The sequence below is a fragment of the Bradyrhizobium sp. STM 3809 genome (genome assembly GCF_000239795.1).
Lineage (GTDB): Bacteria > Pseudomonadota > Alphaproteobacteria > Rhizobiales > Xanthobacteraceae > Bradyrhizobium.
Map to the genome: position 1 here is coordinate 14,914 of NZ_CAFJ01000216.1, position 12,272 is coordinate 27,185.

Consider the following 12,272-nt stretch of genomic DNA (forward strand, 5'->3'; position numbering starts at 1 on the left):
GCAACAGCTCGGCCTCATGGTTCGAGACGCGCGCCAAGCGGCGCGCTCCTCACCATGAGGGTTGAAAGTCGGGGCGACACCGCACACCGGACCATGAACCCGCCGAGAGGCGTGTTCATGGAGAGAGTTTAGCGTGTTGCCAAGCCCACCGCCCTCGTCCTGAGGAGCACGCCACATGGCGCGCGTCTCGAAGGACGGCCACGGGCGAACCTGCCTCCAAGCGTCTGACAACCAATCCCCCCAACGCTCCCCCCTACCCCAGCGGCGTCTCCGCGATGTCGAGCAGGGCGCCCAATCCGTGGCGGAGGCCGCGCATCGGCTGCTGCTCGGAGGACAGGCCGAGCGCCAGCATCGAGCGGCCGGTGACCTCGTAGACATGGCCGAACGGCAGCGACTGCACCTGCGCATCGGGCTTGTTGGTGTCGATCAGGGCCAGCCAATTATGTCCCTCGGGCACCGACGGCAAGGTGAAGTTCACCACGTCGAAATGCGCGTTGTAGATCAGCAGCAAGGTGGCATCCGAGCCGCGCCGCTTGACGCCGGTCTCCTGGGCGCGGCCGTCGAGCAGCATGCCGAAGCAGCGTGCGTTGCCGTCGGTCCACTGCTCCGTCGTCATCTCCTCGCCCGAGGGCGCGAGCCAGGTCACGTCCTTGACGTCGAGCTCCTCGTTGAGCGAGCCGACCAGGAAGCGCGAGCGGTACAGGATCGGAAACGCCTTGCGCATCGCGATCAGCTTGCGCGTGAACTCGCGCAGCTGCCGACCGGGCGCTGATATGCCCATCCAGTCGAGCCAGCTGATCTCGTTGTCCTGGGCATAGGCGTTGTTGTTGCCGTCCTGGCTATGGCCGAACTCGTCGCCGGCGAGCAGCATCGGGGTGCCGTGCGACAGCAGCATCGTCGCCAGCATGTTGCGCTTCTGCCGTTCGCGCAACGCCGTGATCTCGGCATCATCGGTCGGGCCCTCGGCGCCGCAATTCCACGAATGGTTATTGCTATGGCCGTCGCGATTGTCCTCGCCATTCGCCTCATTGTGCTTGTCGTTGTAGGAGACGAGGTCGTTGAGGTTGAAGCCGTCATGGGCGGTGATGAAATTCACGCTCGCCCAGGGCCTGCGACCGCGCTTGTTGAACAGGTCGCCGGAGCCGGAGATGCGCTTGGCGAAATCGGCGATGGTGCCGCCGTCGCCCTTCCAGAACGCGCGCGTCGTGTCGCGGAACTTGTCGTTCCACTCCGCCCAGCCCGGCGGAAACTGGCCGACCTGGTAGCCGCCGGGACCGATGTCCCAGGGCTCGGCGATCAGCTTGACGCCCGACAGCACCGGATCCTGGCGGCAGGCATCCAAGAAGCCGCCGCCCTCGTCGAAGCCATAGGGCTCGCGCGCGAGGATGGTGGCGAGGTCGAAGCGGAAGCCGTCGACGCGCATCTCGTTGGCCCAGTAGCGCAGGGAGTCGGCGACGAGCTGCAGCACGCGCTGGTGCGACAGGTTCACCGTGTTGCCGGTGCCGGTGTCGTTGATGTAGTAGCGCTTCTGGTCCGGCAGCAGCCGGTAGTAGCTGGCGTTGTCGATGCCCTTGAAAGACAGGGTCGGGCCGAGCTCGTTGCCTTCGGCGGTGTGGTTGTAGACCACGTCGAGGATCACCTCGATGCCATTGGCGTGGAACTGGTTGACCATGGTCTTGAATTCGGTCGCGTAGGGCGTCTTGAGGTAGCGCGGCTCGGGCGCGAAGAAGCCGATCGAGTTGTAGCCCCAATAGTTGCGCAGGCCCTTGTCGACCAGATAGCTGTCGTCGATGAAGGCGTGGATCGGCAGCAGCTCGGCCGAGGTGATGCCGAGCGAGCGCAGATAAGCCGGAATGTCATGATGCGCGAGGCCCGCGAAGGTGCCGCGGTCGGCCTCCGGCACCAGCGGATGCAGCTTGGTGAAGCCCTTGACGTGCATCTCGTAGAAGATGGTCCGCTCCCAGGGGATCTCCGGCTTGCGCGCGGTGCCCCAGGTGAAGGCGGGATCGATCACCCGGCACTTCAGCATCAAGGGCGCACTGTCGCGCTCGTCGAAGGAGAGATCCTTGTCGGCGTGGTCGAGCTGATAGCCGAACAGCTCCGGGCCCCAGCGCAACTGGCCGACCAGTTGCTTGGCATAGGGATCGATGACCAGCTTGTTGGGATTGAAGCGGTGGCCGGCGTCGGGCTCGTAGGGCCCGTGGACACGATAGCCATAGACGGTGCCCGGGCGCGCGGTCGGCAGGTAGCCGTGCCAGACCTCGTCGGTGTATTCCGGCAGCTCGATGCGCTCGAGCTCGGTCTCGCCGCTCTCGTCGAACAGGCAGAGTTCGACCTTGGTGGCATGCGCGGAAAAGATCGCGAAGTTGACGCCGAGGCCGTCCCAGGTGGCGCCGAGCGGGAACGGTCGGCCTTCGCTGATCTTGGCTTTGCGCAAATTGAAAGCGGCCTGCGTCAGGGCGTCCGCCCTGTCGGTGAGTTGATCCATCGATGCCCCCTGCCCTTCGGCGCCGTCTAGTGAGTCTCGGATGTCGCAACGACTTCGGCGACCACGGTCTCGGTTGCCGCCACGGAGGCGATGACCTCGGCGGGCGGGACGTCGGCCGGGACTGCCGTCTTGCTCGACCGCTGCAGATGGACCTCCTTGGAGATCGCGGCGATGGAGTTGCCGATGCGGCCGACGATCTCGGTCAGTTCGGCCTGCGTGACGCGCAGCCGGCGCGTGACGATGCGGACCTGAACGCGATCGGTGAGATCAATCTTGTTGCGGATCGGCTGGATTTTGGGACGGCGCATTGGGGCTTCCTCCTGCACGAGAGCTAACCGCGGCTCTGGAATTTGGTTCCCTGCAGCGAAGCCGCACTGCGAAATTGGAATGTGCGTGATCGTTCTCGCGGCGGACCCGCCCGAGTTCGTCGCGGATGTCGCCCTCCGATCAGGCAGAGGGCGCGGGGAATGCCGGGCGCTGGCCACGCCCATGGCCCGCCTGCAGAAAAAAAGCAGGCGGCAGTCACCACAGGTGCAGCCGGGGCATCCCGGCATTCCCCGCACGATGGTTTTCACGCTTATGTCCGCGCTCTCCCCGGTGTCCGGCTTGTAGCCACCGTCGCCGCCGGGATCATCACCCGACGGCTTGGCGCCAGCTTCGGGGCGCCAGGACCACGCGTCTTCGCGTCCGCAAGCCTGCCGTTCGTCCGCGCAGGTCTCCCCACGCTGCGGCATTCCTGCAGCCACCGCATCCCGCGCCCGACGTTCCGTGACGATCGCGAAGCGCCCCTCTCGAGGAGCACGGGATGCGGAGAGAGAACCATGAATTCTGAAAAATAGCAAGATGTTTATTTTTTATGGTAATCACCTGCACCTCCACACCGCGTCGTCATTCCGGGGCGCGCGCAGCGCGAGCCCGGAATCCATACCCACGATGCGAGTGAGGCCCGGGATGCCGGCGGCAAACGGCTCGCGCTCCACGACCGTCCGTGGCTATGGATTCCGGGCTCATCGCTGCGCGATGCCCCGGAATGACGTGGGGAGGGAGCTCGACCGCCAGTGGGGGCCGCAAAGGATGTTACAGCCGGCGCGTGCTCATCCTCGGCACTGCCCGAAACGCATGGTGGGCACGACGCGACGCGGCGCTGCCGCGTCCGTGTCTTTGCCCACCCTACACTGGCTTATCTACTTTTATCGAAGCCGCCTGCACCTCCACCACGCGTCGTCATTCCGGGGCGCGCGCAGCGCGAGCCCGGAATCCATACCCACGATGGGAGTGAGGCTTGGGATGCCAGTGGCAAACGGCTCGCGCCCCACGACCGTCCGTGATTATGGATTCCGGGCTCATCGCTGCGCGATGCCCCGGAATGACGTGGGGAGGGAGCTCGACCGCCATTGGGGGCGCGAAGGATGCAACAGGCGGCGAGCCCATCCTCGGCGCTGCCCGAAGCGCATGGTGGGCACGACGCGACGCGGCGTTGCCGCGTCCGTGTATTTGCCCACCCTACGGCATCGGCCGGCCTGTGACGTCAGCCTTGCAGATGGTCACTGCCGCTGGCGTCTTTCGTCGGATTATTGAGCGCCGACGCCCTGCCTGAACAGCCATCGGGACCTAACGGGAAGGCCGCCGGCGACCGGGTTCAGGCGCGCGCGGGGCATAGGGATTCGGCAGGCACGTGGCCGACAGGCTCGCAGCCGCCGCGCGACAGGCGTCCCACGATCTGTACTGGCACGAAATCGTGCTGGAGCCGCCCCACTCCCACACCTGCAGGCACACCGGATCATTGCCATCGAACCGCTGAGCTGCGGCTGGACCGCTCGCGAACAGGATGATCGAAACGACGAAGAGGAGCGCGCGCATCATGACTCATCATGGCATGAGCATGTCGAATGCGGAAGGGTCTGATCGCGGCACGGCCATGCGGACCTGTGCCGTCGAATCACGACGAGGGTCCACCCTTACCCGAACAGATGCGCCAGCCAGAACGCTGCACCCGCGGCGAGGCCGCCCACCAGCGCGGTCTGCAGGGCGGACTTGATCCTGCTGACGCCGGTGAAGTGGCCCTTGATGCCGCCGAAGATCAGGAGCGCGATGCCGGTGGCGACCACGGAGATGCGCATCGCCGGGGCGATGTCGTGGACCAGCATGTAGGGCACCAGCGGGATCAGGCCGCCGACCACATAGGAGCCGCCGATCGTCACGGCGCTCACGGGCGCGCGCTTCGGATCGGGGCGTTCGAGGCCGAGCTCGAAGCGCATCATGAAATCGACCCAGCGCTGGCGATCGGCCGCGATCGACTCGACCACCGTCGTCAGGGCCTGGCCTTCGAGGCCGTAGCCGCGAAAGATCTCCGCGACCTCCGCGATCTCGCGGCCGCGCAGGCGCTCGACCTCGTCATGCTCGCGCTTTTCCTCGGCGGCGTAGTGCTCGGCATCGGTGCGGGCGGCGAGATAGCCGCCGAGCCCCATCGCGATGGCGCCGGCCACGACTTCCGCAAGGCCGGCGGTGACGATCACATCCGTGGTGGTGACCGCCGCCGACAGGCCGGCGGCGAGCGCGAACGGCACGGTGAGGCCGTCGGCCATGCCGATCACCACGTCGCGGACGGTCTCGGAGGCGGTGAAGTGCTTCTCGACGTGGGGCGTTGCCGGCATGGAGGCCTCCGATTCGATCTCTGGTGGAGGCCTTCCTTAGACCGTCTCTGCGGCGGTCTCGATGACATGAATCATCACCGCAGCCCCGGCACCATCCGCTTCAAGGTGCGGTCGTGCAGCCAGTAATGATGCAGCAGCGCCGCGCCGACATGCAGGCCGATCAGGATCATCAGGCCGTTGGCGAGCACCTCGTGCATCTCCTTCAAGTCGTGGGCGAAGCCGCGGTCGCCGGCCCAGGGCGAGGCGATCTCGAACAGGCCGAACACCGGCAGCGCCTCGCCGCCGGCGAATTGGGTGAGAATGCCGAGGATCGGGATCGCGAATAGGATGCCGTAGATCAGCAGGTGCACGATCTCGCCGGCGTGAACCGTCCAGGCGCCGAACCTGGTGGCTTCGGGCGCCGGCGGCGGATCGGCGAGGCGCCAGGCGAGGCGTGCAAGGGCTACGCCGAGCATCGCCAAGCCGAGCGAGACATGCGCGAACAACGCCAGTTCCTCGGAGCCGCGCGACATCTCCTCGCCGAGCTGGCCCGAGAGCCAGGCTGCCGGCACCAGCACGGCGACGATCCAATGCAGGCCGATCGCGATCGCGCCATAAGCCTTGGCGGAATTTCGAATACGCATGGCAGGTTCCTCGAGTCATGGACATCTCCACGCCGCGCGGCGTGGATGGCATGACCGGGACCTAGCGCAGCTCAGGCGTCGCGGCGCTGACGGCGCGCGTCAGCTCGCTGTCAGGATCGAGCGCGCCGCGTTCGGCTCGCGCGGCGGCGGCCCGCTGCCCAGCGCGGCCGCCAGCGCCGGCGCGATGGTGATCCTGGCGCCGCCGAGCTCCGAGCGGCCGATCCGCAGGTGCCAATCATAGGCTTCAAGCACGTCCTGCACGATGGCGAGACCCAACCCGCTGCCCGGCCCCTGCTCGTCGAGACGGCCGCCGCGCTCGAGCACGCGGCCGATCTGCGCATCGGGAATGCCCGGACCGTCGTCGTCGACCATCACGCTGAGCGGGGTCGCGCGCGCGACGATGCGCACGGTGCTCGCGGCGTGACGCGCGGCGTTCTCCAGGAGATTGCCGAGCACCTCGGCGAGGTCGGTGCGGTCCATCGCCACCTGCAGGCCCGCGGGCACCTCGCCGTCGAAGCTGACATGGGCCGCCGCCGGCGTGCGCGCGAGGGTGCCGAGCAGTGCATCCACCAGCGGCCGCAGCTCGGTCGCGGCCGCTGGCTCGCCGCGGACCTTGCCGCGCAGCCGCGCCAGCGCCAGCTCGCGGTCGACCTGCCGGCTCATCGCCTCGGCGACGTCCTCGACATTGCGCGCGAGCTCGAGCTGGCCGAGCTCCTTCAGCCGCGCGGCGTCCGCGATCAGCGCGGCGAGCGGCGTCTTGAAGCCATGCGCGAGATCGGCCGCCCGGCTGCGCGAGCGCAGGATCTCGCGGCTTTGCGCATCGAGCAGCGCGTTGACCTCCTCGACCAGCGGCGCCACCTCGGTCGGCACCTCGACCGGCAGATGCCGGCGCCGGCCGCTGCGGATCTCGGCGACGCCACGGCGCAGCACCGCGAGCGGCTGCAGGCCGAGACTCACCTGCACGGAGGTGCCGACAGCGAGGATGATGGCGAGCACGGCGAGCGCGATCGACAGGTCCTTGGCGAAGGTGCGCACCGCGCTGGTGGCGCCGTCGAGGTCGTAGGCGACCGCGGCGCGCACGCGGATCTGGCTCTCCGGATTCATCAGGATGCCGCGCTCGGCGACCAGCACGCGCGCGCCGACGGGGCCGATCAGCTCGTGCTGATGCACGTCGCTCGGGCCGGGCTCGTCGATCGGCAGCGGCAGGATCGTGTCCCACAGCGAGCGTGAGCGCAGCAGCAAGCCGTGATCGTCGGAGATCTGCCAGTACAGGCCCGACAGCGGCACGCTGAAGCGCGGATCGGCGGGCGGCCGCGCCGCCGTGATGCGGCCCTCGGCGTCGACCTCGAGACCATTGAGCAGCTGGCGCAGGTGGACGTCGAGATCGGAGGCCAGCGTGCGCGCGACATGGCGCTTGAACAGCACCACCATGCCGGCGCCGGCGACGCCGAGCGCGACCAGAATCGCGATGGTGCCCGCCGCGACCAGCCGCAGCCGCAGCGAGCCCAGCCTCATTCGGCGGTCTCCGGGATCATGTAGCCGAAGCCGCGGCGGGTCTCGATGATGTCGGCACCGAGCTTCTTGCGGACGCGCCGGATCAGCACCTCCAGCGCGTTGGAATCGTGGTCGTGGCCGAGGCCGTAGACGTTCTCCTCGAGCTCGTGCTGCGGCACCACGCGGCCGCTCTGCCGCAGGAGATAGGCGATCAGCCGGTATTCGAGCTGCGACAGCGCCACCGGCACGCCGGACAGGCTGACCTTCATCTGCCGCTCGTCGAGGGTGAGATCGCCCGACGACAGCACCGGCGCCGCATGGCCGGCGGAGCGGCGCACGATCGCGCGCAGCCGCGCCAGCAGCTCCTCGTTGCGGAACGGCTTCGGCAGATAGTCGTCGGCGCCGGCATCGATGCCGTCGACGCGCTCGGCCCAGCTCGCGCGCGCGGTGAGGATCAGCACCGGCATGTGCCGCCCCGCGCCGCGCCAGCGCTTCAGCACCGACAGCCCGTCCATGCCGGGCAGGCCGAGATCGAGCACGACGGCGCCGTAATCCTCGGTGTCGCCGAGAAACCAGGCCTGCTCGCCGTTGGCGGATGTCTCGACCAGATAGCCGGCGGCCAGCAGCGTCCGCGACAGATCCGACGACAGGCGCGGATCATCCTCGACCAGCAGCACGCGCATCTACTTTTCCTCGACCCGCTCGATCTCGCCGCTGCGCGCGTCGATGTAGACCTCGCGCACGCGGCCGTCGCGGCCGATCACCCGAAACTCGTAGCGCCAGCGGCCGCGCTGACGCTCGATGTCGATTCCCGTCACGTCGCCGGCCACGCGGCCGCGCAGGCGCGGCAGGATCTGCGACAGCGGCAGCACGTCGCCGGCCTCCACGGCGCGGCGCACCGCGTCGCGGCGTTCGCGATCGTCCTCGCGCGCATCCGTCGCGGCGGACGCCGCCGTCGAGATCAGCATCGCCAGTGCCGTGATGCGCATGAACCGTCCGATTTGAGGCAAATGCATGATCGTCCTGGGCGCGGCGGCGCGTGTGCTGCCGAGATCGGACTGCGGAGCATTTGCAACTCTGAGAGACGCGCCGCAGGTGGTGGTTGGAAGGCCCGATGTCGGAATTGTGGTTGGGTCGATGGCGGGAGACTCACACCTGCGCCGCATCCTGCCCGAGACGAGCTGACGATTCGCTGACGCGCCGCGACAGCATGTGGTCAGCGCGGCTGCGGCAAGGTCGGCGTCGTGCGGTCCACCGATGGCCGTATCGGATGAGGAGAATAGTCTTGCGTCAAATCCTGATCTTCGCCGCCCTGCTGCTGGCATTCGGCAGCACCCTGGCCAAGGCCGAAGCCGCATGGGGCGAGCCTGCCCGGCTCGAGCCGACGGCGCGGCGCGCGCAGGCGCAGGAACTGCGCTACGAGCCGAGCAAGCGCGACCGCGAAGGCGACGACGAGGAGCAGGACGAGCCGCGGCACTGAGGGACGCGGTCGGCGCGCCGACACCGCCGGCACAGTGCATTCACGCCGACCGCTCCAAGCTTGCAACGGCCGGGTCCGGGCTTTTCGGAGCGAGCAGCCACGCCATGAGCCAGGCGCCGGCGGCGGCGCCGCACAGCTCGGCCACGATGAAGCCGGGCAGATCGAGCGGCCGGATGCCGGAGAAGGTGTCGGTCAGCGACCGCGCGATCGCGACCGCCGGATTGGCGAACGAGGTCGAGGCGGTGAACCAATAGGCCGCCGTGATGTACAGGCCGACCAGCCATGGCACGGCCGTCCGCTGAAAGCGCAGGCCCGCCAGGATCACCGCCACCAGACCGAAACTCGCCACCGCCTCGGCGAACCATTGCGCGCCGCCGGTCCTGACCTTGAGCGAGCCGGCGACGAGCGGCAGCGCGAACATCAGATGCGCCGCCATGGTGCCGGCGATGCCGCCGGCGACCTGCGCGGCGACATAGGCCGCGACCTCCCCCGGCGCCAGCGCGCGCTGCGCGGCGAAGACGAGCGTCACCGCGGGATTGAAATGCGCGCCCGAGACCGGGCCGAGCACGGTGATCAGCACGACCAGGATCGCGCCGGTCGGCAGCGTGTTGCACAACAGCTGCAAGGCCACGTCGCTGGTGAGCCGCTCCGCCATGATGCCGGAGCCGACCACGGTGGCGACGAGCACGGCCGTGCCGAGGGCCTCGGCGACGACGCGGCGCGGCAGATCGAACGTCTGCATCATCCGGCCCTTGGCGTCGGCTGCGTCGCGCCTTCGGAGCGCCCGATCTCGCGCAGCCGCGTGCCGAGCGACAGATGGTCGATGCGGTCCAGCGGCAGATTGATGAAGGCGCCGATGCGGTTCTTCAGATAGCGGAAGGCGGTGGTGAACGCCGCGAGCCTCTCCAGCTCGGTGCCATCAGCGGCCGCGGGATCCTCGATCCCCCAATGCGCGGTCATCGGCTGTCCCGGCCAGACCGGACAGGCCTCGCCGGCGGCGTTGTCGCAGACGGTGAAGACGAAATCCATCACCGGCGCGCCCGCCACCGCGAACTCGCTCCAGCTCTTCGAGCGCAGATCCGCGGTCGGATAGTCCATCCGCCCGAGCAGCTCGAGCGCGAGCGGGTGCACCGCGCCCTTCGGCGTGCTGCCGGCCGAGAAGGCGCGGAAGCGGCCGGCGCCGTCCTTGCGCAGGATCGACTCGGCGAGCACCGAGCGCGCGGAGTTTCCGGTGCAGAGGAAGAGGACATTGTAGATGCGGTCAGGCACGGCTCGTCTCCTTGCGCTTGGGCGGACAACACGGCGTGAGGCTTGCGATGACGGGCGCGCAGATCTCCGGCCGGCCGCCGCAGCAATCCTGCAGCAGGAACAGCGCGACCTCCTGAAACGCGGCGAGATCGGCGCGGTAGACGATCGAGCGGCTGTGCCTCTCGGAGCTGACGAGCCCGGCGCGCGCCAGCACCGCAAGATGCGACGACAGCGTGTTCTGCGGCACCTCGAGCAGGCGCGCGAGCTCGCCCGCCGGCAGCCCCTCGGGCGCGTGCTGCACCAGGGTGCGGAAGGCCTGCAGCCGCGTCGGCTGCGCCAGCGCGGCCAGGGCGAGGACAGCCTGTTCGTTTTCCATATATCCAGAATTATCGATATGTTGTCCCGCCGTCAAGCCAGCGCCGCAGATGGCCGCAACTGATTGCGTCAGCTGAGTTGCGCGGCATCAGCGCAGGCGCAAGCGCGTCCCCTTGATGCGAAGCTCGCCGACCCGCTCCATCCGCGCCAGCGCGCGATAGAGCGCTTCATGGCTGAGGCCGAGCTCCGCGGCCCAATCCTTCTTCGAGCGGCCGAGCGCGATCTCGCTTCCCTCCCCTTCGGTCTCGATGAAATGCACGATCCGCTCGCGCGCGGTCTTCAGGCTGAGCCGCTCCGATTGCGCCCGGACCTTGCGCAGCTCGCGGGCGAGATGATCGCTCCAGGCGCCCCGCATCTCGGGACGCCGCAGCGCGTCGGCAAAGGAGGTCCGCTCGATCGCGAGCAGCGTCGAATCCAGCGCGGCCACGGCATCGCAATGATAGGCGGCCTGGTCGAGGCTGGCCTCGGCGAGGAAGCCCCGCCGCGCGCGCTGGAGGATGACGTCGTCGCCGGCGCGGGAGCGGCGCAGCAGCCTCACCTCGCCATCAAGCACGAAGAACATCGCAGCTGGCCGATCTCCGCGATGGAACACGTTGGCGTCGCGAGCGACCTGGATGCGCCGGGTCTGCGCCCGGGCGGCCGCCGGCAGCGCAGCGAGCAGAGGCGACAGCTGCGCCAGGGGCCGCCAGTCCAACGACAGCGCGGACGCACCGCCAGCCATGAGCGCATTGATGGAGAGCATATGATCCGGATCATATGCTCCGGCGATCGTTCCGTCTACTGAAGCCCGCCGCCATCGCTCCGGGGAAACAGTTCATGCGCCTGCGTCTTGCCGCCACTGCACTCGCGCTTCTTGCCGCCGTCGGCGTCGCCAGCGCTCAGCACCACAGCCATCACGACCACGGCAGCCATGGAGCTCCGACCTCAGATTCGCGCGAACGCGTGGACTTCCCGCCCGCGCTCACCGAGCACACGCTGGCCAACATGCGCGATCATCTGTTGGCGTTGCAGCAGATCAACGACGCTCTTTCCGCCGGCGAGATGGACCAGGCCGGCCGTATCGCCGAGCAGCGTCTCGGAATGACCTCGCTGCAGCTGCACGGCGCGGCGGAGGTGGCCAAGCTCATGCCGCAGGGCATGCAGGATGCCGGCACGGCGATGCACAAGGCCGCGAGCCGCTTCGCCATCGCCGCGCAGGATGCGGGCGTGACCGGCGATCTCAAGCCGGCGCTGAAGGCGCTCGGCGAGACGATGTCGGCGTGCGTCGACTGCCATGCCGGGTACCGACTGAAATAGCCGAGCGCGGTGCCCCCCGCTCGCCGGCCGCCTTAATTCGAATATTCTAGAAATATCGTTTGACTCCCGGCCGCCATCTGCCCCATCCTCGCGTCATGAAGCTCGACGACGCTGCCGTCCGCCTGGAAGCCCTGGGGAACACCACGCGACTGAAGATCTATCGCGCGCTGGTCCGCGCGGGGCATGCCGGCATGCCGGTCGGCAAGCTGCAGGAGCGGCTGAAGATCCCCGCCTCCACCCTGTCGCACCACGTCAAGACGCTGGTCGCGGTCGGGCTGATCTCGCAGCAGCGCGAGGGCACGACCCTGGTCTGTCACGCGGAGTACGACGTGATGCGCACCCTGCTCGGCTTTCTCGTGGCCGAATGCTGCGTCGAAGAACGCGGCTGCGGCGCCGCGAGCACGGCAGCATAGCTGCATTTGCCCTTTATTTCGATCTTTCTAGAAGTACAGGAGTTTTGACATGACGGAAGCGAAGACGGTCGCGATCATCGGCGCCGGCCCGGTCGGGCTGGCGGCAGCGGCGCATGCGCTGGAGCGGGGCTTGCGGCCGGTCGTGCTGGAGGCCGGCCCCGAGGCCGCGCACGCAGTGCGGCAGTGGCAGCATGTGCAGCT

General features: G+C 68.4%; 16 protein-coding genes. 4 read left to right on the top strand and 12 right to left on the bottom strand.

The window, feature by feature from the left end; translation table 11 throughout:
• Nucleotides 1-253: 253 nt before the first annotated feature.
• The 8 genes from glgX to BRAS3809_RS11785 all read right to left on the bottom strand — a co-directional run bounded on the left by glgX (nt 254) and on the right by BRAS3809_RS11785 (nt 8,248).
• On the bottom strand, nt 254-2,488 hold the full coding sequence (gene glgX, locus BRAS3809_RS11750; protein ID WP_008962314.1) for a glycogen debranching protein GlgX: 2,235 nt from the start codon (nt 2,486-2,488) through the stop codon (nt 254-256).
• 26 nt (nt 2,489-2,514) lie between these two features.
• Complete coding sequence (locus BRAS3809_RS11755; protein WP_008962315.1) at nt 2,515-2,796, bottom strand: DUF3606 domain-containing protein; 282 nt, start codon at nt 2,794-2,796, stop codon at nt 2,515-2,517.
• 1,303 nt (nt 2,797-4,099) lie between these two features.
• Nucleotides 4,100-4,351 (bottom strand): DUF3551 domain-containing protein, encoded by a 252-nt coding sequence (locus BRAS3809_RS34810; protein WP_349509829.1) that lies wholly within the window; start codon nt 4,349-4,351, stop codon nt 4,100-4,102.
• A gap of 95 nt (nt 4,352-4,446) precedes the next feature.
• Nucleotides 4,447-5,142, bottom strand: coding sequence for a VIT1/CCC1 transporter family protein (locus BRAS3809_RS11765; protein ID WP_008962316.1), 696 nt, complete (start codon nt 5,140-5,142; stop codon nt 4,447-4,449).
• Nucleotides 5,143-5,216: 74 nt separating this feature from the next.
• A complete protein-coding gene (locus BRAS3809_RS11770; RefSeq protein ID WP_008962317.1) occupies nt 5,217-5,765 on the bottom strand; it encodes a cytochrome b in 549 nt (182 codons plus the stop codon).
• Between the two features lie 99 nt (nt 5,766-5,864).
• Nucleotides 5,865-7,280: a sensor histidine kinase gene (locus BRAS3809_RS11775; protein WP_008962318.1), complete on the bottom strand. Its 1,416-nt coding sequence runs from the start codon at nt 7,278-7,280 to the stop codon at nt 5,865-5,867.
• Nucleotides 7,277-7,942 (bottom strand): response regulator transcription factor, encoded by a 666-nt coding sequence (locus tag BRAS3809_RS11780; RefSeq protein ID WP_008962319.1) that lies wholly within the window; start codon nt 7,940-7,942, stop codon nt 7,277-7,279. The genes BRAS3809_RS11775 and BRAS3809_RS11780 overlap by 4 nt, the downstream gene beginning before the upstream one ends.
• Nucleotides 7,943-8,248 (bottom strand): PepSY domain-containing protein, encoded by a 306-nt coding sequence (locus BRAS3809_RS11785; RefSeq protein ID WP_008962320.1) that lies wholly within the window; start codon nt 8,246-8,248, stop codon nt 7,943-7,945.
• A gap of 296 nt (nt 8,249-8,544) precedes the next feature.
• Between BRAS3809_RS11785 and BRAS3809_RS11790 the strand changes: the two genes are divergently transcribed.
• Complete coding sequence (locus tag BRAS3809_RS11790) at nt 8,545-8,739, top strand: hypothetical protein (protein ID WP_008962321.1); 195 nt, start codon at nt 8,545-8,547, stop codon at nt 8,737-8,739.
• Between the two features lie 40 nt (nt 8,740-8,779).
• Here BRAS3809_RS11790 and BRAS3809_RS11795 read toward each other — a convergent pair whose 3' ends face one another.
• The 4 genes from BRAS3809_RS11795 to BRAS3809_RS11810 all read right to left on the bottom strand — a co-directional run bounded on the left by BRAS3809_RS11795 (nt 8,780) and on the right by BRAS3809_RS11810 (nt 11,104).
• Nucleotides 8,780-9,481 (bottom strand): aquaporin, encoded by a 702-nt coding sequence (locus BRAS3809_RS11795; RefSeq protein WP_035656139.1) that lies wholly within the window; start codon nt 9,479-9,481, stop codon nt 8,780-8,782.
• Complete coding sequence (locus BRAS3809_RS11800) at nt 9,481-10,008, bottom strand: arsenate reductase ArsC (protein ID WP_008962323.1); 528 nt, start codon at nt 10,006-10,008, stop codon at nt 9,481-9,483. The genes BRAS3809_RS11795 and BRAS3809_RS11800 overlap by 1 nt, the downstream gene beginning before the upstream one ends.
• Nucleotides 10,001-10,363, bottom strand: a complete 363-nt coding sequence (locus BRAS3809_RS11805) for an ArsR/SmtB family transcription factor (protein WP_008962324.1) — start codon at nt 10,361-10,363, stop codon at nt 10,001-10,003. Before BRAS3809_RS11805 ends, BRAS3809_RS11800 begins: the two co-directional genes overlap by 8 nt.
• A gap of 87 nt (nt 10,364-10,450) precedes the next feature.
• Complete coding sequence (locus tag BRAS3809_RS11810) at nt 10,451-11,104, bottom strand: Crp/Fnr family transcriptional regulator (RefSeq protein WP_008962325.1); 654 nt, start codon at nt 11,102-11,104, stop codon at nt 10,451-10,453.
• 14 nt (nt 11,105-11,118) lie between these two features.
• Between BRAS3809_RS11810 and BRAS3809_RS11815 the strand changes: the two genes are divergently transcribed.
• From BRAS3809_RS11815 to BRAS3809_RS35785, 3 genes are all read left to right on the top strand, one after another.
• Complete coding sequence (locus BRAS3809_RS11815) at nt 11,119-11,658, top strand: hypothetical protein (RefSeq protein ID WP_240535651.1); 540 nt, start codon at nt 11,119-11,121, stop codon at nt 11,656-11,658.
• 95 nt (nt 11,659-11,753) lie between these two features.
• Nucleotides 11,754-12,071, top strand: a complete 318-nt coding sequence (locus BRAS3809_RS11820; protein WP_008962327.1) for an ArsR/SmtB family transcription factor — start codon at nt 11,754-11,756, stop codon at nt 12,069-12,071.
• A gap of 49 nt (nt 12,072-12,120) precedes the next feature.
• The coding region (locus BRAS3809_RS35785; RefSeq protein ID WP_139017341.1) for an FAD-dependent oxidoreductase at nt 12,121-12,272 on the top strand (152 nt) is incomplete at its 3' end.

Coding starts and splice junctions, on each gene's coding strand:
- glgX (WP_008962314.1), bottom strand. CDS start 2,488: ATGGATCAACTCACCGACAGGGCGGACGCCCTGACGCAGGCCGCTTTC.
- BRAS3809_RS11755 (WP_008962315.1), bottom strand. CDS start 2,796: ATGCGCCGTCCCAAAATCCAGCCGATCCGCAACAAGATTGATCTCACC.
- BRAS3809_RS34810 (WP_349509829.1), bottom strand. CDS start 4,351: ATGATGCGCGCGCTCCTCTTCGTCGTTTCGATCATCCTGTTCGCGAGC.
- BRAS3809_RS11765 (WP_008962316.1), bottom strand. CDS start 5,142: ATGCCGGCAACGCCCCACGTCGAGAAGCACTTCACCGCCTCCGAGACC.
- BRAS3809_RS11770 (WP_008962317.1), bottom strand. CDS start 5,765: ATGCGTATTCGAAATTCCGCCAAGGCTTATGGCGCGATCGCGATCGGC.
- BRAS3809_RS11775 (WP_008962318.1), bottom strand. CDS start 7,280: ATGAGGCTGGGCTCGCTGCGGCTGCGGCTGGTCGCGGCGGGCACCATC.
- BRAS3809_RS11780 (WP_008962319.1), bottom strand. CDS start 7,942: ATGCGCGTGCTGCTGGTCGAGGATGATCCGCGCCTGTCGTCGGATCTG.
- BRAS3809_RS11785 (WP_008962320.1), bottom strand. CDS start 8,248: ATGCGCATCACGGCACTGGCGATGCTGATCTCGACGGCGGCGTCCGCC.
- BRAS3809_RS11795 (WP_035656139.1), bottom strand. CDS start 9,481: ATGCAGACGTTCGATCTGCCGCGCCGCGTCGTCGCCGAGGCCCTCGGC.
- BRAS3809_RS11805 (WP_008962324.1), bottom strand. CDS start 10,363: ATGGAAAACGAACAGGCTGTCCTCGCCCTGGCCGCGCTGGCGCAGCCG.
- BRAS3809_RS11810 (WP_008962325.1), bottom strand. CDS start 11,104: ATGCTCTCCATCAATGCGCTCATGGCTGGCGGTGCGTCCGCGCTGTCG.
- BRAS3809_RS11815 (WP_240535651.1), top strand. CDS start 11,119: ATGCTCCGGCGATCGTTCCGTCTACTGAAGCCCGCCGCCATCGCTCCG.
- BRAS3809_RS11820 (WP_008962327.1), top strand. CDS start 11,754: ATGAAGCTCGACGACGCTGCCGTCCGCCTGGAAGCCCTGGGGAACACC.